We start from the raw sequence: 17,440 nt of genomic DNA, 5'->3' as shown, positions 1-17,440 counted from the left end.
TGCGCCTTCGGTGCAGCGGTGGGCCTTGTGGCCTGCCGTGCTCTCCTGCGGGGGCCATTCTAGGAGGGTGCGGGCGGCGGTGGGGTGTTTGGGGCGGCTAATGGGTGGCAATCGTTGCTGATGCTGGCGGCGACATGGGGTCGCCATAATCCGGCGATTTGACCCACCCCCAGGACGCTTTCCCGATGCCCGATACCGCCTTTGACCCCTTCGCCAGCGCCGCCGTGATCACCATGGCGCGCCAGGGACGCACGCCCCGGCCGCTGGATCTGCCCGTTGCATTGCGCCCTCGCGATGCGGCCGAGGCCTACGCCGTGCAGGACGCCGTAGTGCGTGAGCGCGGCGAGGTCGCGGGATGGAAAGTGGGCGCCGCGTCGCCCCAGGCCCAACCCGCGCGTGCGGCGTTGACCCGCGACTCGGTGTGGGTGGAGCAACCTGGCCAGGAGGTCAACTTGTCGGCCACAGGCTTTGCCGTGATGGGGGTGGAGGCGGAGCTGGTGTACGAACTGGGCGCAGACCTGCCCGCACGCGCCACGCCCTACAGCGCGGCCGAGGTGCTGGCCGCCATGGTGTCGGTGCGTGCCGCCATTGAGGTGTGCGACACGCGCTTTGCCGCCTGGGCACAACAAGGGGAGTGGAGTCGCCTGGCCGACCAGGCCTGCCATGGGGCGCTGATCGTGGGTTCGGGTTTGACCGATGTGGCTTCGGTGCAGCCCTTGGTGCAAGGGGTCAGCCTGTCGGTGAACGGGTCGGTGGCCGTGCAGCACGCCACCTGGGGTAACCCGGCAGGTGACCCGCTGCGGTTGCTGGTGTGGCTGGCCAACGAAGGCGCGCGCAGCCTGGGAGGGCTGCGCGCAGGGCAGTGGGTGACCACCGGGTCCTGCACCGGCACCGTGATGGTGGCGCCGGGCACGGTGGTGGTTGCCGACTTTCCTGGTGTCGGTCGCGCCGAGGTGAAATTCGACTGAACCGTTTCGAGGATCGTGGAACGCGGCAGATCAGTTGCGGCGCGGGTTGTCCGGCTGGCTGTCGCGGCGGTTGGACACGCCGTCACCGTCGCGATCACGGTCATTGCGGTTGGAGATGCCATCGCCATCGCGGTCCCGGTCGTTGCGGTCGGCAATGCCGTCACCGTCACTGTCCCAGCGGCCCCGCTGCATTTCCCAGCGGCCATCGCGTTCCACCCATTGGGGCTGCCGGTACTGGTAGCCGCTGCGCGCTTGTACCCAGTGGCCCTTCACCCAGCGGTGGCGGTTGCCGCGCCATTCCCAATGGCCTTGTTCCCACACCTGGCCACGGCGTGGGCGCGGCACGGCTTCGTACCGTGGTGGTGGGGGCGCGGGAATCACCTCGTAGGTCTGCGTGGGCTGGTACCCACGCTGTGGTTGGTCGGACTGAATGACGACGGTGCCTTGAATGGCCGCGTGTGTCGGTACGAGGGGCAGCAGTGCCATCAGGGCGATGGCGGCTGCGGTCAGTGTTTGGCGGGTCATGGTGGTCTCCGGGGTGATTCCTGGCGGAATCGGTCTTTGCATGGTGGCGGCCTGGTGCGCGGCGCCACGTAGGTGCTCAGCGGGGGCGGGCGTAGGCCAAAGGGGGGAGTGGGCGCGGGGGCTCGCGAGCCTCCGCGCTCCTTCAGCTGTTCAATCGTTCAATTGCGGTAGGGGTTGTCCGGGCGGCGGTCGTGCCGATTGGGAACGCCGTCTCCGTCACGGTCGCGGTCGTAGCGGTTGGACACGCCATCGCGGTCTCGGTCGTGGTGATCGCGGTCGTAGCGGTTGGGAACACCATCACCATCGCGGTCACGGTCATAGCGGTTGGGGATGCCGTCGCCATCACGGTCCCAGCGGCCGGGGCGCAGGTCCCACCGGCCGCCGTGTTCCACCCAGCGCGGCTCGCGGTAGTAGTAACCAGGGCGCGCCTTCACCCAGTGGCCCTGGACCCAGACATGGCGGTGGCCGCGCCAATCCCAATAGCCGGGCACCCACACCATGTTGTGCCGAGGGCGGGGCGCCACTTCATGGCGGGGGGGCGGTGGTGGGCCGTATTGCACCACCATGGGCGCTGGCGCCTGGTAGTGGTGGGGCTGCCCCGACTGGATGACAACGGTGGCGCTGGTCTGTGCCTGCGCCACCGTTGCGGCGCCCAGAGACAGCAAGGCGATGGAAACAGCGGCGAGTGCATTGCGGGCCATGGTGATCTCCTCAGAATGATTCCTTGCGGAACCGGAGACTTCATGGTGCAGATGCTGCGTCAAGCCGGTGTAGGCGAATTGCGAAGTCTTGTGAAGTTGTGTTTCCTGCAGCAGGAGCAGCAGCGGTTTCCGTGATTTTTCTCACACTTCCGGCAAGCTGCCCACCCCGTGAACGTAGTGCGGCCCTTCAGCGCCACCACACCAGCGCCGCCACCACGAGCAGGGCAAACCAGGCAGGGTGTCGGCCCTCAGTGGCATAGAACACCAGCACGCCGCTGGCCAGCGTGGCGACCCCGGCCACATCGGCCACCCAGGCTCCCAGGTCCGCGTCCACGGGCGCGGTCCCCAGGCGCCACATCAAGGCGCTCAGGGCCCAGCCCAGCACGGTGGCCAGGTGCCAGGTGCCCCACAGAATGCGCACCTGCCACTCCCGCAGCACGGGCCGTCCGCCGGTGGGCACGATGCCCTCTGTGCGCAGGGCGCGAAACACCAGCAATTCACCCAGCACCGAGTGCGCAACACCCACCAGGGCGAGGCCCCCGGCTGCCAGTACCAGCGCAGTATTCATGGACAGTTTCTAGTTCAATCAGGATGGCCGTGGAAGGTGCAGACGCTGCGCATCAACCGCCTTTTTCGCCTTCAGCGCTTTGGGGCCAGCACAGCGCCAGCGCGGGCGGCAGCGCCAGCCAGAAACCGGAGGAAGGCATGAGCACAATGCCCAGCACCGTGAGTGCCAGCAACCCGGCACCCAGCCCGCGCAAAGGAACGGGCGCCAGGGCAGCGTTGCGTTCGGCCAGCAGGATGGCCCAGCCCAGCAACGCGAACAACACGCCGAACAATACAAACCAGACCACGGCGCCCACGGCCGGGTCTTTTTGTACGCTGTTGAAAACGCCGCGCCGCACGATTTCTTGCAGCTGGGTCGGAAACACGACGGCGGCATACAGAGTGTGCAGCACCGCCACGGCCAGCATCCACTGGCCCTTCCAGCGGTTGCGAAACGGTATGGCCGTGGAGCGAGGGGACGGGGAGGTCAGGGAGGTCATGTGGGTGCGGTCCTATGAAGGAAGAAGGGCGGGGCAATGCGTGTGGACACGCGCGCCCAGCCCCGTAAGCAGGTGCATGAGGCCCATCCACATGCGCTCGAACGCGGGCATCTCGCAGGGCACCTGCACCAGGTGCTCGCCCAGCATGCGCTGGTGCCGTCCGGCGGTGATGGGTGGCGGCGTCTTGACGCCAAAATCGAAAATCGGTTGCGTGAAGGGCTCCATCTGCCAGGCCTGCATGTCGGCCAGTGCGGGCGCGAGTTCGGCGGTGTAGGCCGGCACGGTGAGGCGGGCGTTGACGAGTCCGAGTGCCTGGTAGGCTTGCAGCACCAGCGCGTCTCGCTGTGGGTCGGTGGGAGGGCGCAGCAGTGCGGACCATGCTTTTGTCACCTGGGTGCGAAAGTGCTCCGACAGGCTGCGCGTGCAGCCAAAGTCCAGCACGCCCACGGTGCCATCGGGTGCGAACAAGAAATTGCCCGGGTGCGGATCGGCGTGCACTCGGCCCAGCACAAAGAGGCAGTGCATGAACCAGTCCCACAGGTGCTGTCCGGCACAGTCGCGCTGCGCCTGCGTGGGCTGCGAGGCCAGCCAGTCCTGCAGATGCTGGCCCGGCAGAAACTGCTGTGTGAGCACCTGGGCCCGGGTGTGCGACAGGATGGGCTGGGCCAGCACCACGCCCGGCAGCGCCGCGTGCTGTGCAAACCACTGCAGTTGTTCGGCCTCCTGCAGGTAATCCACCTCGCGCAGCAGCGTGGCCTCGATCTCGGTCATCACGCTGTCCACCACGGTGTTGGCGGGCAGCGGCATGTCGGTATGGGCCAGGGCGCGCAGCGCGGCGCGCATGAGCTGCATGTCGCTGGTGATGGTGGCGGCGATGCCGGGGTACTGCACCTTCACGGCCACCGTGCCGTGGCCTGCCAGCTGCGCGCGGTGCACCTGGCCCAGGCTGGCGGCGGCGAAGGCGGTGGGTTCGAAGTGTTCAAACAATGCCTCGGGCTCCTGCCCGAAAGCTTGGCGGAACACGCGGCCCACCAGCGCGCGGTTGAGTGGCGGGGCCTGGTGGTGGGCGCGCGCCAGCTCTTGCCGCACGCCGTCGGGCAGCAGGCCGGGGTGCATGCTGAGCAACTGCGACACCTTGAGCGCCGAGCCCCGCAACTGGCCCAGCGCGCCAAAGAGGATGCGGCCGAGGGCGGCTTCGTGGTCGGCCTGCGCTTGGGCAGATGGCGTGCGCACGCGGTGCCCCAGCTGGGCCATCCCGATGCGCGCGGCAGCGATGCCCGTGATGGTGCCGCGCGCCAGGCGGCCGGTGCGCGGCGGTTCAGTGCGTGCCATGGTCTGCCAGGCGTTGCACCATGGCCCGTGCGATGCGGCGGTGAAAGGGTGTCACCACCGCCATGTAGGCATGCCCGAGCGTGTTGTGGATGTGCACCACGGTGCTGAGCACCATGGTCGGCGGCCCAGAGGTCTCGGTCCGTCCGCTGTGCTTGGTCAGTGCAACCTGCACGTCGAGGTGCTTGTCGTCCTGGCCCATCACGACTTCGGTGTCGCTCAGGTGGCGGATGCGGAAGATGCCCACGCGGTCGCCCACACGGTAGCTGCTGGCCTCGCGCAGCGATCTGCCGCTGGCGGGGGGGTACCCATCGTGCAGTTGCCCCAGGTCCTTCAGGCCCACCAGCCGCACCAGTTTGTTGCGCACGGTCATGAGCATTTGTGTCCAGCGCGGCGTGCGGGCCACCACGTCCAGCCAGGCCTGCAGGGCGGTATGGGATGGCTGGCCGTCAGCCACCTCGTAGGCATCAAAAAAATGGGCGCCGGGCAAGCTGGCATGGATGGCGGTGCCTGCGGGCACCTGCGTTTCGCGCACGGTGGGGGCGGTGGTCATGCGGACTTCCTCTTGCGTGGCGTGGCGGCGGGCTTGGCGGTGGTGCTGGGGGGCGGGACTGGGCTGGCTGCGCGTGGTTTGCGCGGCGCACGGGGCGGCTTGGAAGGCTCTGGCGATGCGGGTGAACCGGCGTTTGCCGTGTGGGCCTGGTGTGCCTGGGGAGTGCTGTAGGGCGCGCTGGCCATGGCCTGCTTGGCCAGCTGCAGCATCCCCATGAGGCCGCTGCTGTGCTGCACCATGCGGGCCATCTGGCTGCGCAGCACAAAGCCGCCCAGTTGCAGCACGCGGTTGACGAGCCCGCCACGCAGCGCCTGCACCAGCACACCCAGCGAAAGGTCCACCAGCTGCGTGGTGTCGGCAAATTCGTCGGAGGTGTCGGCCAGCCAGTAGGTCACCACACCGGCCAGGTAGTCGGTGTAGAGCCCACCCGCCATGCCTTTGAAGTCGCAGGGCTCGATTTCGCCACTGGCCTCTGCCGCTTCGAGAAAGCTGGCGACGGCCTCGCGCAGGCTCTGGCGCGCCGCCAGGGGCTCGGCCAGCATCGACAGCGGCGAGCGCCGCGCCAGACTGCGCACCTGGGCCACAAATTCGCGGTCGGCCAGCAGGCGCTCCAGCACGGCGTCGGTCAGGCGCTGCAGCTTTTCCTGCAGCTGATAGCCCGCGAAGCCTGGCGTCTGCAGGGTTTCGGCCAGCGCCTGGTGGACCACATCGTCCAGGTAGCCGAGCACGATGCGGTCCTTGGTGGGGAAGTATTTGTAGATCGTGGCGTCGCCAATGCCTGCTGCACGCGCGATGTCTTTCATCGTCGTGCCGTCAAAGCCCTGGCGGGTCATGAGGTCCACCGCGCTGGCCACGATCTGGCGGCGCGTGGCGTCTTGTTGCTGGCGGGTGGTTTTCATTTGACTATCTTTAAATAAACAAAATTTGTTATTTAAAGAATAGTATTTTCTGTTTGTTGCGTCAAGCAGGGGTGGCACAGCACAGCTGCTAGCGCTGTGCTCAACTCATAAATTCAGGGTGTTTTTGGCCTCTGGCGCTTTTTGGTAAAGCGCTGATAGCTATCAAAATAAGAGTAAATCAGCGCCGCATGGACGCAAACGCCTCAAACTCCCAGCTGCGCATCGCCAGCAGCAAGGTGTAGCCCTCGCGCTCGCGGTCGGGCAGCTTCTGATCGGCCAGGTGCTGCTGGGCAAAGTCCTGGGCCACGCGCTGCATGCGCTCCATGAACGCTGGGGCCAGGCTGCGGCTGATGTTGCCGTGCACCAGCAGCACGCCTTCGCCCGCGCCGTCAAAGCCGCCCGCGAAGTAGTCCAGCAACGCGTGGTCACGAAAGTAGTTCATCACCGGGCCATGCGGGCGCCAGCGAAAGGTCTTGGCCAGCTTGAGGCGGTAGCGGTTCAGTGGCCGCAGCTCGATGATGCCGATGCGGTCGAGCTGTGCGAGGTACTTGATGCCCTCGGCCTCGGTGAGGCGGTAGGCGGTGGTCACCTGCTCCAGCGTCCATTGGCTGAGCACGCAAATCGCCATCAGCAGCAGTTTCTTGTCGCCCACCACGGCTTTTTCCTGCTCTTGCGTCAGCTCTTTCAACAGCGGCTGTTCGTCGGCCACACGCCGCGCCAGATCGGCAAAGTCCAGCGCCAGTGCGCGGCAGATGGCGTCGATGCGCGACAGCGGCATGTCGCCCTTGGCCAGCATGCGCTTGACGCTGGACTCGGCCATGCCCAATGCCAACGCCAGGTCGGCGTAGGTCATCTGCGCGGTCTTGAGTTCCTTCTTCAGGGCGGTGACGAGGTCGGCGGTCGTGCTCATGGGTTTTGGCTCCTTGGTATCAATTATCAATACCTGAGGTGGCTTTGGTAGCCCTCTGAGCGACTTTCTGGTGTCCGGGTGACTGCGGCTGAACACACTGCGCGGCAATCCCCACTCATCCACGGAAGTGACGACCATGACCTCTCTGATTTCTCTCCCCACCCGGCGCCACAAGCCCGCGACCCGCGCTGAAATGGCTCTCGTGCTGGGCGCGGCCGCGTTGCTGGCGCTGGCCCTGTTCGGCCCGGTGCTGCCCGCCAGCGCACACCAGCATGCCTTTGCCGACCAGCGGGCGCTGTGGGGCATTCCTTGCGCGGTGGATGTACTCAGCAATCTGCCGTTTGCCATCGCAGGGGTGTGGGGCCTGTGGGCGCTGCGCCGGTTGGCGCCAGGAGCGCTGGATCCCACCTCGCGCGCGCTGGCCGCCCTGTTTTTTGCGGGGCTGCTGTGTACGGCCGTGGGCTCCAGCGTTTACCACTGGCAACCGCAGGATGCGGGCCTGCTGTGGGACCGGCTGGGCATGGTGCTGCCGTTTGCAGGACTGCTGGGGCTGGCGGCCAGCCGCGTGAGCGAACGGGCAGGCTGGGCCATGGCGTGGGCGGTGCTGCTGGCGGGGCCGTTGGCCGTGCTGTGGTGGGCACACACCGGCAACCTGATGCCCTGGGCCGTAGTGCAACTGGGCGGCATGCTGGTGGTATTGGCGCTCGCCTGTCTGCCCCGGCGCGATGGCGCGCTGGCGGTGCACTTGGGCGCGGTCATTGGCCTGTATGCCGTGGCCAAGTTGTTCGAGGCGGCGGACCACGCGGTGTTTGATGCCACCCACCAGTGGGTGTCAGGCCACAGCATCAAACATGTATTTGCTGCTGGCGCCGCCTGGCCCGTGTTAAGAACGTGTTTACGATCTTTTCAGGGCCGCGCAAGCACCTTGTCGGGATGGGATGCAAGGCGTGGTGCGCAGTGGATAGCTCGGCTATCCACAAGCGCCTCAACGCCGCAGACCGCCCGGCAAGGTGCTTGCCCGAAGGGTTGGGGCGAAATCGGGCGATTGGACGCTCCGGCTGCTTGCATGGGCACGAGCCCATGCAAGCAGCCGGAGCGTCCACTCATCCCGATTGCGTCCCAACGCGGCCCCGAAAAGATCGTAAACACGTTCTGGGGCCCTGGCGGCATTGCGCAACAGTGCTGCACGGAGCGCGCCGCACGTCACGCTGTCCGGGCAGAATGGCGCCCACGCCGTGGGTGTTGCCCGCAGATCACGCGCATGAAGAGCCATGAAGGCGCATGAAGTGCGGGCACGGAAAATTCCAACAAGCCAACCCATCGGAAACGAGGAGAAACGCATGCACCCCGAGACTCCCTCAGCCAGCGCGGCGCCAGTGCCGACGCATGAGGACCCGAACCAGTTCGCCCTGCTGCGCCAGCGGCGCTTTGCGCCGTTCTTCTGGACGCAATTTTCTGGGGCGGCCAACGACAACCTCTTCAAGTTCGCGTTCACCGTGATGGTGACCTACCAGCTCAGCGTGTCGTGGCTACCGCCAGCGATGGCGGGGCTGGTGATTGGTGCGCTGTTCATCCTGCCGTTTTTGCTGTTCTCGGCCACCTCGGGGCAGCTGACCGACAAGTACGACAAGACCAAGATGATCCGGTTCGTGAAGAACATGGAGATCGCCATCATGCTGGTGGCGGCCTTCGGGTTCATGACCGACAACGTGCCCATCCTGCTGCTGTGTACCTTTCTGATGGGCGTGCACTCCACGCTGTTCGGCCCCGTCAAGTTCGCCTACATGCCCCAGGTGCTCAACGAACGTGAACTGACCGGCGGCAATGGCATGGTGGAGATGGGCACCTTTGTGGCCATCCTGCTGGGTAACGTGGCCGGTGGCCTGCTGGTGGCCATCCCGGGCATTGGCCACACCACGGTGGCCGTGGCCTGCGTGGTGGCGGCCTTGGCCGGGCGCGCGGTCGCGCAGTTCATTCCCCCGCTGCCCGCCACCGACCCGGGCCTGACCATCAACTGGAATCCCTTCACGGAAACCTGGCGCAACCTGAAACTGGCACACGAGAACGTCGCAGTGTTCCGCTCGCTGCTCGGCATCAGCTGGATGTGGTTCTTTGGCGCCGTGTTCCTGAGCCAGTTTCCGAGCCTGGCCAAGGAGGTGTTGCACGGCAACGAACAGGTGGCCTCGCTGCTGCTGGTGGTGTTCTCCATCGGCATCGGCATCGGCTCGCTGCTGTGCGAGGTGCTCTCGCGCCGCCATGTCGAGATCGGCTTGGTGCCGCTGGGCGCCATCGGCATGAGCGTGTTCTCCATCGACCTGTACTTCGCCTCGCGCAGCCTGCCCCCTGCCGAGATCATGGGCCTGGCCGCCTTCATGGCCCAGGGCGCGCACTGGCGTGTGATGCTGGATCTGCTGCTGCTGAGCCTGTTTGCGGGCCTGTACAGCGTGCCCATGTACGCACTGATCCAGATGCGCAGCCAGCCCACGCACCGCGCACGCATCATCGCGGCCAACAACATCCTGAACGCACTGTTCATGATTGCCAGCTCGCTCATCGCCGGTGCCTTGCTGGGCGCGGGCTTCACGGTGCCGCAGATCTTCCTGTTCACGGGCATCGCCAACGCGGTGGTGGCGTTCTATATCTTCATGCTGGTGCCCGAGTACCTGCTGCGGTTTGTGGCCTGGGTGTCGTCGCGCTTCGTGTACCGCTTCAAGGTGCAGGGCGACGAGAACCTGCCTTCGGCGGGCGCGGCCATCCTGGCCTGCAACCACGTGAGCTTTGTCGATGCCGTGTTGCTCATGGCGGCCAGCCCGCGCCCCATCTACTTCGTGATGGACCACCGCATCTTCCGCGTGCCGGTGCTGGGGTGGCTGTTCCGCCTCGCCAAGGCGATTCCGATTGCACCCTACAAGGAAGACCCCAAGACTTACGAAGCCGCCTTCGACCGCGCCGCGCAGGTGCTGCGCGAGGGAGACCTGCTGGCCATCTTCCCTGAAGGTGGAATCACCAAGGACGGGCAGCTGCAGGAGTTCAAGGGCGGCATCATGAAGATCATCGAGCGCGCACGTGCCGAGGGCATCGAGGCCCCCGTGATCCCCATGGCGCTGACCAATTTGTGGGGCTCGTACTTCAGCCGTATCGAGCAGGGCGGCGCCATGGTGCGACCGTTCCGGCGGGGATTTTTCAGCCGTGTGGGGCTCAATGTGGGCCGCCCGGTGGCATCGACGCAGGTGCAGCCTGCGCTGCTGCGCACCCGGGTGGCGGACCTGCTGCAAGCATGAGCCGCGAAGAATCCTCCAACGCTGCAGCGGCAGCGGCGGACCACGGCGCATTGACGGACCGCATCCTGGCCTTCCTGCGCAGCATTGGCGTTGCGGTCTGCGAGGCCGAGGTCCCCGAAGGCAGTTTTCTACCCGGCGTCCGCATCGAGCGGGGTGGCCTGCGTGTGGACCGGGCGCGGCTGCGCTGGCCTGGAGACCTGCTGCATGAAGCTGGCCACCTGGCGGTGGTACCCACGGCGCTGCGGTCCACCCTGGATGATGCGCTGCAGGACCTGCCCGAGGTGGCCCACGGTGGTGAGATCGAAGCCACGGCCTGGGCCTGGGCGGCCACTCGGCACCTGGGGCTGGATTCCGCCGTGCTGTTCCATGACGGCGGTTACCACGGGCGCTCCGTCGGGTTGCGCACCACCTTTGAGCTGGGGGTGTACCTGGGCGCCTCGGGCCTGGCCGCTGCGGGGCTCACCCTGCTGCCCGCGCAGGTCCTGCCGGGCGGAACCCCGGCCTATCCGCACATGCTGGCCTGGCTGCGAGGCTGAGAGTCAAAAAACGCCAAAAGCAAGGGGCCTTGCGCGGCGTTCAATCCGCGCGGATCTGCGCGCGCTGTGCAATTGCACGCATGCGTGGCAACTCGTCTTCGATCTGCGTGAGCACGGCATCGCCCGTGGCGTACGACGGCTCCAGCCCGGCGGCGATGAGCTTGCTGCGGACCTCCGCGTCCGCCAGGGTGTCGGCCAGGGCCTTGTGCAGTTTGGCCTTGGCCTCGGCGGGTAAGCCGCGTGGCGCAACCACGGCCAGCCAGGAGTCGGCCGAGAACCCGGGGAAGCCACTTTCCGCCACCGTAGGCACGTCGGGCAGTTGCGTGGCCCGCGTTGCACCCGTGACGGCAATGGCCTTGATCTTGCCCGCCTTGAGCTGTGGCAGCGCTGCGGCCACGGTGTCGATGGTGAACGGGATCTGCCCGCCCATCAGGTCGCTCATGGCGGGCGCGCTGCCTCGGTAGGGCACGTGCATCACCTTGATGCCGGCGGCAGACCACGTCAGCTCTGCCGCGAAGTGGCCGGTGGTGCCGTTGCCAAAGGAGCCGTAGGAGAACTTGTCGGGGGCGCGCTGCACTGCCACGATCAGCTGCCTGAGATTGCCCACGGGCACCTCGCGGTTTGCCAGCAGGATCAGCGGCACGCGGGCCACCATGCCGATGGGCTCATAGCTCTTGACGGGGTCGTAGGGCAGCTTGGCATTGAGCGCCGGATTCACGGTGAACGTGGAGCCTGAACTGATCAACAGCGTGTAGCCATCAGCGGGTGCGTTGGCCACGAAGGCCGCTCCGACCACAGTGCCTGCACCCGCCTTGTTCTCAATCACGATGGGCTGGCCAAGGCGGTCGCCCAGCTTCTTGCTGATCGTTCGACCCACGATGTCCACGGCGCCCCCTGGCGGGAAGGGAACGATGAGCTGTATTGGCTTGGCCGGATAGCCTTCGGCGTGCGCCAGCCACGGCGTGCCGAGTCCCAGCCCCGCGAGGGCTGCTGCCAAGTGGATCACGCTACGCCGTCTGTCGATCTGCAAGCACTTCATGGGGCACTCCTTGGAGGGGAAAAGCGTCGGCCTCCAGCATCGAGGCCAGGGCCACTCAGATCAACGACAGCCCGGCCAGCGGTGCCAGCTGGTGCTGCTCGCTGGACGCGTCAGCCGTTGCGAAAAAGAAAGCTGTAGGCGTTGAGCGCTGGCACGCCTCCCAGGTGCGCGTACAACACGCGGGAGCCTTCGGGGAACTCGCCCTTGCGCACCATGTCGATCATGCCGTGCATGGACTTGCCTTCGTACACCGGGTCCGTGAGCATGCCTTCCTGGCGCGCGCACAGGCGGATGGCTTCGAGCGTGCCCTCGTTGGGCAGGCCGTACTCAGGGCCGCCGTAGCGGGTGTCCAGCACCACGTCTTCGGCGGTCAGCTCCTGGCCCAGCTCCACGAGCTTGGCGGTGTTTTGGGCGATGCGCAGGATCTGCGCATGGGTCTTCTCGGGTTTGGCCGAGGCGTCGATGCCGATCACCTTGCGCGCCCGGCCATCGGCCGCAAAGCCCACCACCATGCCGGCCTGCGTGCTGCCCGTGACCGAGCACACGACGATGTAGTCGAACTGGAAGCCCAGCTCCTTCTCTTGCTGGCGAACCTCTTCGGCAAAGCCCACAAAGCCCAGGCCGCCATACGGGTGCTCGGAGCAACCGGCCGGGATGGGGAAGGGCTTGCCACCGGCCTTTTTCACATCGTCCATGGCCTGCTCCCAGCTGGGGCGGATGCCGATGTCGAAGCCCGCAGCATCCAGGCGCACATCGGCGCCCATGATGCGGCTCATCTCGATGTTGCCCACACGGTCGTACACCGCGTCGGAGTAGTTGACCCAGTTTTCCTGCACCAGCACGCACTTCATGCCGAGGTGCGCCGCCACGGCAGCCACCTGGCGCGTCTGGTTGGACTGGATGCCGCCAATCGACACCAGCGTGTCGTAGCCGCCTGCAATCGCTTCGGGGATGAGGTATTCGAGCTTACGGGTTTTGTTGCCGCCGAAAGCCAGGCCCGAGTTGCAGTCTTCGCGCTTGGCGTACAGGTGCACCTTGCCGCCCAGGTGGGCCGAAAGGCGCGGCAGCGGTGTGATGGGCGAGGGGCCGAAGGTTAGCGGGTGGCGGGCAAATTTCTGCAGGTTCATGGCGGTTTCCGGTCGATGAAGAGAAGGCGCAAGCGGGGGGCTTGCAGTGCCTTCATCGTAGAAAAATGCGCGCATCACGTGGTTGCAAAATTTGTTCGAATTACGGCGTTTAAGGTTTATGGAAGAGAATATGAGTGGAAAATATTTCTCTGAATAATCTATGTGCGCAACAAAAGTTCGTGTCAAGAATGTGCCGCAGGCCGATGTCTCGGCCGAACTGGACCGCACCGACAAAGCCATCTTGCGCCAGCTGCAGCGCGACGCGTCGCTGTCGAACGTGGCTTTGGCCGAAAAGGTGCACCTGAGCCCACCCGCCTGCCTGCGCCGGGTGGAGCGTCTCAAGCGCCTGGGGCTCATCGACAAGGTGGTCGCGCTGCTCAACCCCCAGGCCGTGGGGGCGGGCATGCTGGTGATGATTGGTGTGGTGCTGGACCGCTCCACGCCCGAGTCGTTTGCCGAATTTGAAAAGGCGGCGGCCAAGGTGTCGGGCTGCATGGAATGCCATGTAGTCACTGGCGAGTTTGACTACTTCATGCTGGTGCGCACGCGCGACAACGACAGCTTCAATCGCCTGCACGCCGAGCAACTGCTCTACCTGCCGGGCGTGCGGCAGGTGCGCTCATTCATGGTGCTGCGCAATGTGCTTTCGACCACAGAGCTGCCGCTGGCGGTGTAGCGCAAGCCCCATTTCTTTATTGCGCCCCGCGCAGCCGCCCCATCACCGCCGTCCAGGCGGTGCCGCCAAACAGGTTGACCACCAGCCCCGCCATCAGCAGCCCGGCGCCCGCAAAGTGCACAGGCAGCAACTGCTCGCCAAATACCACCCAGCCCGTGGTCAGGCCCACCACGGGCACCAGCAGCGTGAACGGCGCCACACGGTTCACGGGGTAGCGCGACATGAGGTAGGTCCACAGCCCGAAGCCCAGCAGCGTGGAGATCCACGCGATGTAGGCCACGGCGGCCATGGATTTCAGCGACAGGTTTTGCACCGCTGCCAGCACAGCACTGGGGCCGTCCATCACCAGCGCCAGGGCCACAAACGGCAGGGGCGCCACCAGGCTGGACCAGACGATGAAGGCAAACTGGTTCATCGGCCCATAACGCCCCACGGCGCGGGTCACGATATTGCCGCAGCCCCACAGCGCTGCCGCCGCCACGGTCAGCGCGAAGCCCGCCAGCGGCATGGAGGCCCCAGGTGCACTGCCAATCAGCACCAGCCCCACGCCTGCCAGCGCCAGGCCCGCCACCTGGTTGCCCAGCCATTTCTCACGCAGCCACCAGGCTGCCAGCAGCAGCGTGAAGAACGACTGCGCCTGCAGCACCAGCGAGGCCAGGCCCGAAGGCATGCCCATGTGGATGGCGGTGAACAGCAGGGCAAACTGGCCCACGGCCATGGTCATGCCGTACAGCAGGTACAGCCGCAGCGGTACCTTGGGTGGCTTGACGAACAGCAGCGCCGGAAACGCCGCCAGAAGGTAGCGCAGCGCGCCCAGCAGCATGGGAGGGATGTCGGCCACGCCCACCTTGATCACGGCAAAGTTCAGCCCCCAGACGACGATGACGAGCAGGGCGAGGGCGAGGTCACGGGGGCGCAGGGGCAAATTCATGGTGAGGCCGTAGAAGGGTCTGGCTGGATGGGGAGATTGTGCGTGGGCATGCTGGGGGTGGCCGGTACCGATGGGCCGGATATCGATCAAAACAAGACATTTCTCGCGCGCCTTGCGCCTTGCATACCATCCCGGCAAGGGCCTTGTGCGACCCTGAAAAAATCTTGAACACGTTCTAAATAAGCGCAGCCACCTCGATCGCGCGCTCGCGCAACCACTGCAGAGCCAGGTCCTTGTCCCGATGGCGGTGCCATTGAAGGGTCTGGCGCATCACCGGGATTTCCAGGGGGGGCTCCCATACGTGGATGGGCAGCCCGTACTGCAGCGCGCGTTGAGCAAGGCGCTTGTGCACGGTGGCAATGCGTGCTGTGCCGATCACCAGGCTAGGCAGGGATGCGAGGGTGGGCGCGGTGACTTCGATGCGGCGCTTGACGCCAAAGCGCTCCAGAAACCAGCCATCGAACGCGGGGATCTGCCGCGCGCCGGAGTAGTCGGCCACCACATGTCCCGCCGCCAGATAGTCGTCAAAGCTGAGCTGGCCTTGGATGTGCGGGTTGCCCGTCCAGGTGACGCACATGTATGTCTCCTCGAACAGCGTCATGCTCGGGTGTTTGGCCGACACATATTGCTCGGGGATGATGAGCATGTCGGCCCCGTACTCCTCCAGCTGCTCCACGGGGCGGGCGTTTTGCGCCCGCAGATGCACCTGGACCCCGGGCGCTTCGTGAAACAGCCTCTCGATCAGCGGCTGCATGAACACGGTGGTGGTGAAGTCTGACACCAGCAGCGTGAAGCTCCGGGTGTCGGTAGAGGGGTCAAAGCGGGGCTTCTCAGCGATGGTGCTGTCGATGCGCATCAGCACTTCACGCACCGGGTCCAGCAGCGCCTCGGCGCGGGGCGTCAACACCATCTGACGGCCCTGCGGCACCAGCAACTCATCGTCGAAATACGTACGCAGCCGCGCCAGCGCATTGCTGGTGGCGGGCTGGCTCAGGTGGATGCGCTCACCCGCGCGGCTGATATTGCGTTCGGTCAGCAGCGCGTCCAGCGCCACCAGCAGGTTTAGGTCGAGTTTGTTGAATCGCATGAGCTACGGGTAAATATTGATATTCGCGATATCAATTGATGGAATCTGAAAAATCCATTTTTCGAATGCGAGCTTACTCCCTACAGTAGCCACCGAACCGATGTCCAGCCCCTTTGGTCATCAGATTCTCAAAAAAACAGAACGGAGACAAATGATGAAACACTGCCCATCAGGCGCAGTGCGGCGGGGTGCTGCCCAAAGCCGCAGAAGCCGCCTCACGCTGGCCCTTGCCACTCTGGCTGTCACCCCCTGTGTTTCTGCCATCGAGCTGGACACTGGCAACCCCGACTGGAAGCTGCGCTGGGACAACACCGTCAAATACAGCCTCACCGGACGCCTCAACACGGCCTTGCCTGAGTTGTCTTCCGTGTTGCCCGTGACGGCCAACCAGAACGACGGCAACAACAATTTCAAGCGCGGCGTGGTGTCCAACCGCGTGGACCTGCTCAGCGAGCTGGATCTGACCGGCCCCAGCTACGGTGCGCGCCTGAGTGCGGCGGCCTGGTACGACCAGGTCTACAACAGCCACACGGACAACACCAGCTTCACGTCCAACCACAGCCCTGCGAGCGATTTTCCGGCGGAGACCCGCAAGCTCATGGGGCGCAAGGCCGAGCTGCTGGACGCCTTTGTCTACGGGCGTTTTGACGTGGCTGACAAGCCGGCCACCGTGCGCCTGGGCCGCCATACCCTGCTGTGGGGCGAAAGTCTGTTCTTCGGCGCCAACGGCATCGCGGGCGGCCAGGCCCCGCTGGACCTGATCAAGCTGCTGTCGGTGCCCAACTCCACCTTCAAGGAAGTGGCCCGGCCGACCGGCAAGGTCTCGGGGCAGGTGCAACTGTCGTCCGACGTGACGGTGGGCGCGTACGTGAACTACGAGTGGGAGAAGACCCGGCTGATGCCCGTGGGGGCCTACCTCTCGACCAGTGATTCGCTGGGCCCGGGTGCAGAGCGCATCAATGCGGGGCCAACGGGCACGTTCATCCGGCAGGCGGACCTGGATGCCAAGAACTCGGGCCAGGGCGGCTTGCAGCTGCGCTGGCGGGTCGAGTCCATCGACACCGATCTGGGTTTCTATGCCATCCGATACCACGCCACCACCCCCAGCAACATCAACAACGTGCTGGTAGGCCTGCCCCCCGCGCTGAGGGCCAGCAGCTACCGCTGGATGTACCACGAGGGTGTGCGCGCCTATGGCGCCAGCTTCTCCAAGACGATTGATAACTGGGGCCTGGCGGGCGAAGTCTCGGTGCGCCACAACGCGCCCCTGGCCAGCTCTGGGCAGTCCACGCTGGCCACCATTGGCGTGAATGCGGGCCTCAACAACAACAGTAATCCGGGCTACGCAGTCGGCGAAACAGCGCATGCGCAGGTGTCCTGGATTGCATCGCTGGGCCCTTCATGGATATCGCGCGAAGCGTCCTTTGTGGGCGAGGTGGCCTGGAACCAGCGCACCAAGGTCACACGCAATGCGCAGATGCTCAACCCCAATGCCGACAAATCGGCCACTGGCGTGCGCATGGTGTATTCGCCCAGCTACCGGCAGGTGCTGCCGGGCCTGGATCTCACCCCCTCCATCGGCATGGGCTACACGTTCGGCGCCTCGTCAGCCGTTGGCCCGGGGTTTGGGGTGGACAAGGGCGGGGACATCAACCTCGGTCTGGCCGGGGTGTACCTGGGCACATGGAACGTGTCGCTGAACTATGTGCATTACCTGGGCAAGGCCGCGCCCACGCTCGATGCCGCCAACAACGCGCAATACAAGCAAGCGCTCAAAGACCGCAACTCGCTGACGCTCTCGGTCCGCACCACTTTCTGATCTGGAACTCTGT

The 17,440-nt window shown here is 65.6% G+C and carries 18 protein-coding genes; 6 read left to right on the top strand and 12 right to left on the bottom strand.

Going from position 1 to position 17,440, the window contains the following annotated elements; all coding sequences use genetic code 11:
• Positions 1-185 precede the first annotated feature (185 nt).
• A complete protein-coding gene (locus tag AC2YJX_RS21705; RefSeq protein ID WP_487257249.1) occupies positions 186-968 on the top strand; it encodes a 2-keto-4-pentenoate hydratase in 783 nt (260 codons plus the stop codon).
• A 30-nt stretch (positions 969-998) separates the two neighbouring features.
• Here AC2YJX_RS21705 and AC2YJX_RS21700 read toward each other — a convergent pair whose 3' ends face one another.
• The 8 genes from AC2YJX_RS21700 to AC2YJX_RS21665 all read right to left on the bottom strand — a co-directional run bounded on the left by AC2YJX_RS21700 (position 999) and on the right by AC2YJX_RS21665 (position 6,931).
• Complete coding sequence (locus AC2YJX_RS21700) at positions 999-1,493, bottom strand: YXWGXW repeat-containing protein (RefSeq protein WP_218301489.1); 495 nt, start codon at positions 1,491-1,493, stop codon at positions 999-1,001.
• 158 nt (positions 1,494-1,651) lie between these two features.
• A complete protein-coding gene (locus AC2YJX_RS21695; RefSeq protein WP_121508377.1) occupies positions 1,652-2,194 on the bottom strand; it encodes a YXWGXW repeat-containing protein in 543 nt (180 codons plus the stop codon).
• 187 nt (positions 2,195-2,381) lie between these two features.
• Positions 2,382-2,762 carry a hypothetical protein gene (locus AC2YJX_RS21690; protein ID WP_121508378.1) on the bottom strand — a complete coding sequence of 127 codons (381 nt, stop codon included), beginning with the start codon at positions 2,760-2,762 and terminating at the stop codon, positions 2,382-2,384.
• Between the two features lie 52 nt (positions 2,763-2,814).
• Positions 2,815-3,240 (bottom strand): DUF6463 family protein, encoded by a 426-nt coding sequence (locus AC2YJX_RS21685; RefSeq protein ID WP_487257248.1) that lies wholly within the window; start codon positions 3,238-3,240, stop codon positions 2,815-2,817.
• Between the two features lie 12 nt (positions 3,241-3,252).
• The gene (locus AC2YJX_RS21680) at positions 3,253-4,572 is read right to left on the bottom strand and encodes an ABC1 kinase family protein (protein ID WP_487257247.1); all 1,320 of its coding nucleotides are present in this window, start codon (positions 4,570-4,572) and stop codon (positions 3,253-3,255) included.
• Positions 4,559-5,122: a DUF2867 domain-containing protein gene (locus AC2YJX_RS21675; RefSeq protein WP_487257246.1), complete on the bottom strand. Its 564-nt coding sequence runs from the start codon at positions 5,120-5,122 to the stop codon at positions 4,559-4,561. The genes AC2YJX_RS21680 and AC2YJX_RS21675 overlap by 14 nt, the downstream gene beginning before the upstream one ends.
• Positions 5,119-6,021, bottom strand: a complete 903-nt coding sequence (locus AC2YJX_RS21670; protein WP_487257245.1) for a TetR/AcrR family transcriptional regulator — start codon at positions 6,019-6,021, stop codon at positions 5,119-5,121. The genes AC2YJX_RS21675 and AC2YJX_RS21670 overlap by 4 nt, the downstream gene beginning before the upstream one ends.
• Before the next feature lie 178 nt (positions 6,022-6,199).
• Positions 6,200-6,931, bottom strand: a complete 732-nt coding sequence (locus tag AC2YJX_RS21665) for a helix-turn-helix domain-containing protein (RefSeq protein WP_055401999.1) — start codon at positions 6,929-6,931, stop codon at positions 6,200-6,202.
• Between the two features lie 136 nt (positions 6,932-7,067).
• On the opposite strand from AC2YJX_RS21665, the gene AC2YJX_RS21660 reads away from it, so the two are divergent.
• From AC2YJX_RS21660 to AC2YJX_RS21650, 3 genes are read left to right on the top strand one after another with little or no spacing between them, the layout of a single operon-like run.
• Positions 7,068-8,216 (top strand): hypothetical protein, encoded by a 1,149-nt coding sequence (locus AC2YJX_RS21660; RefSeq protein WP_487257244.1) that lies wholly within the window; start codon positions 7,068-7,070, stop codon positions 8,214-8,216.
• Between the two features lie 55 nt (positions 8,217-8,271).
• Complete coding sequence (locus AC2YJX_RS21655; protein WP_487257243.1) at positions 8,272-10,212, top strand: MFS transporter; 1,941 nt, start codon at positions 8,272-8,274, stop codon at positions 10,210-10,212.
• A complete protein-coding gene (locus tag AC2YJX_RS21650; protein ID WP_055401995.1) occupies positions 10,209-10,748 on the top strand; it encodes a hypothetical protein in 540 nt (179 codons plus the stop codon). Before AC2YJX_RS21655 ends, AC2YJX_RS21650 begins: the two co-directional genes overlap by 4 nt.
• Positions 10,749-10,788: 40 nt before the next feature.
• Here the strand turns inward: AC2YJX_RS21650 and AC2YJX_RS21645 are convergent, their stop codons facing one another.
• Both AC2YJX_RS21645 and AC2YJX_RS21640 read right to left on the bottom strand, forming a co-directional pair.
• On the bottom strand, positions 10,789-11,787 hold the full coding sequence (locus AC2YJX_RS21645; RefSeq protein WP_082437638.1) for a Bug family tripartite tricarboxylate transporter substrate binding protein: 999 nt from the start codon (positions 11,785-11,787) through the stop codon (positions 10,789-10,791).
• A gap of 110 nt (positions 11,788-11,897) precedes the next feature.
• Positions 11,898-12,914, bottom strand: coding sequence for a 1-aminocyclopropane-1-carboxylate deaminase (locus AC2YJX_RS21640; RefSeq protein WP_055401993.1), 1,017 nt, complete (start codon positions 12,912-12,914; stop codon positions 11,898-11,900).
• Between the two features lie 160 nt (positions 12,915-13,074).
• On the opposite strand from AC2YJX_RS21640, the gene AC2YJX_RS21635 reads away from it, so the two are divergent.
• On the top strand, positions 13,075-13,590 hold the full coding sequence (locus tag AC2YJX_RS21635; RefSeq protein WP_055401991.1) for an Lrp/AsnC family transcriptional regulator: 516 nt from the start codon (positions 13,075-13,077) through the stop codon (positions 13,588-13,590).
• Between the two features lie 16 nt (positions 13,591-13,606).
• Here AC2YJX_RS21635 and AC2YJX_RS21630 read toward each other — a convergent pair whose 3' ends face one another.
• Both AC2YJX_RS21630 and AC2YJX_RS21625 read right to left on the bottom strand, forming a co-directional pair.
• Positions 13,607-14,509 (bottom strand): EamA family transporter, encoded by a 903-nt coding sequence (locus AC2YJX_RS21630; protein WP_487257315.1) that lies wholly within the window; start codon positions 14,507-14,509, stop codon positions 13,607-13,609.
• A 187-nt stretch (positions 14,510-14,696) separates the two neighbouring features.
• The gene (locus tag AC2YJX_RS21625) at positions 14,697-15,608 is read right to left on the bottom strand and encodes a LysR family transcriptional regulator (protein ID WP_055401989.1); all 912 of its coding nucleotides are present in this window, start codon (positions 15,606-15,608) and stop codon (positions 14,697-14,699) included.
• Between the two features lie 154 nt (positions 15,609-15,762).
• Here AC2YJX_RS21625 and AC2YJX_RS21620 point away from each other — a divergent pair, with 154 nt between their 5' ends.
• Positions 15,763-17,427, top strand: coding sequence for a DUF1302 domain-containing protein (locus AC2YJX_RS21620; protein WP_487257242.1), 1,665 nt, complete (start codon positions 15,763-15,765; stop codon positions 17,425-17,427).
• Positions 17,428-17,440: the final 13 nt, after the last annotated feature.

Source organism: Acidovorax sp. SRI_002 (genome assembly GCF_057586455.1).
Note: the sequence above shows the minus strand (reverse complement) of the source record. Positions and strands in the feature narration are given on the sequence as shown.

What these genes read in the sequence shown, in the direction of transcription:
- AC2YJX_RS21625 (WP_055401989.1), bottom strand. Translation starts at nt 15,608, where the DNA reads ATGCGATTCAACAAACTCGACCTAAACCTGCTGGTGGCGCTGGACGCG.
- AC2YJX_RS21620 (WP_487257242.1), top strand. Translation starts at nt 15,763, where the DNA reads ATGAAACACTGCCCATCAGGCGCAGTGCGGCGGGGTGCTGCCCAAAGC.
- AC2YJX_RS21685 (WP_487257248.1), bottom strand. Translation starts at nt 3,240, where the DNA reads ATGACCTCCCTGACCTCCCCGTCCCCTCGCTCCACGGCCATACCGTTT.
- AC2YJX_RS21645 (WP_082437638.1), bottom strand. Translation starts at nt 11,787, where the DNA reads ATGAAGTGCTTGCAGATCGACAGACGGCGTAGCGTGATCCACTTGGCA.
- AC2YJX_RS21690 (WP_121508378.1), bottom strand. Translation starts at nt 2,762, where the DNA reads ATGAATACTGCGCTGGTACTGGCAGCCGGGGGCCTCGCCCTGGTGGGT.
- AC2YJX_RS21680 (WP_487257247.1), bottom strand. Translation starts at nt 4,572, where the DNA reads ATGGCACGCACTGAACCGCCGCGCACCGGCCGCCTGGCGCGCGGCACC.
- AC2YJX_RS21700 (WP_218301489.1), bottom strand. Translation starts at nt 1,493, where the DNA reads ATGACCCGCCAAACACTGACCGCAGCCGCCATCGCCCTGATGGCACTG.
- AC2YJX_RS21695 (WP_121508377.1), bottom strand. Translation starts at nt 2,194, where the DNA reads ATGGCCCGCAATGCACTCGCCGCTGTTTCCATCGCCTTGCTGTCTCTG.
- AC2YJX_RS21705 (WP_487257249.1), top strand. Translation starts at nt 186, where the DNA reads ATGCCCGATACCGCCTTTGACCCCTTCGCCAGCGCCGCCGTGATCACC.
- AC2YJX_RS21675 (WP_487257246.1), bottom strand. Translation starts at nt 5,122, where the DNA reads ATGACCACCGCCCCCACCGTGCGCGAAACGCAGGTGCCCGCAGGCACC.
- AC2YJX_RS21660 (WP_487257244.1), top strand. Translation starts at nt 7,068, where the DNA reads ATGACCTCTCTGATTTCTCTCCCCACCCGGCGCCACAAGCCCGCGACC.
- AC2YJX_RS21670 (WP_487257245.1), bottom strand. Translation starts at nt 6,021, where the DNA reads ATGAAAACCACCCGCCAGCAACAAGACGCCACGCGCCGCCAGATCGTG.
- AC2YJX_RS21655 (WP_487257243.1), top strand. Translation starts at nt 8,272, where the DNA reads ATGCACCCCGAGACTCCCTCAGCCAGCGCGGCGCCAGTGCCGACGCAT.
- AC2YJX_RS21635 (WP_055401991.1), top strand. Translation starts at nt 13,075, where the DNA reads ATGTGCGCAACAAAAGTTCGTGTCAAGAATGTGCCGCAGGCCGATGTC.
- AC2YJX_RS21665 (WP_055401999.1), bottom strand. Translation starts at nt 6,931, where the DNA reads ATGAGCACGACCGCCGACCTCGTCACCGCCCTGAAGAAGGAACTCAAG.
- AC2YJX_RS21640 (WP_055401993.1), bottom strand. Translation starts at nt 12,914, where the DNA reads ATGAACCTGCAGAAATTTGCCCGCCACCCGCTAACCTTCGGCCCCTCG.
- AC2YJX_RS21650 (WP_055401995.1), top strand. Translation starts at nt 10,209, where the DNA reads ATGAGCCGCGAAGAATCCTCCAACGCTGCAGCGGCAGCGGCGGACCAC.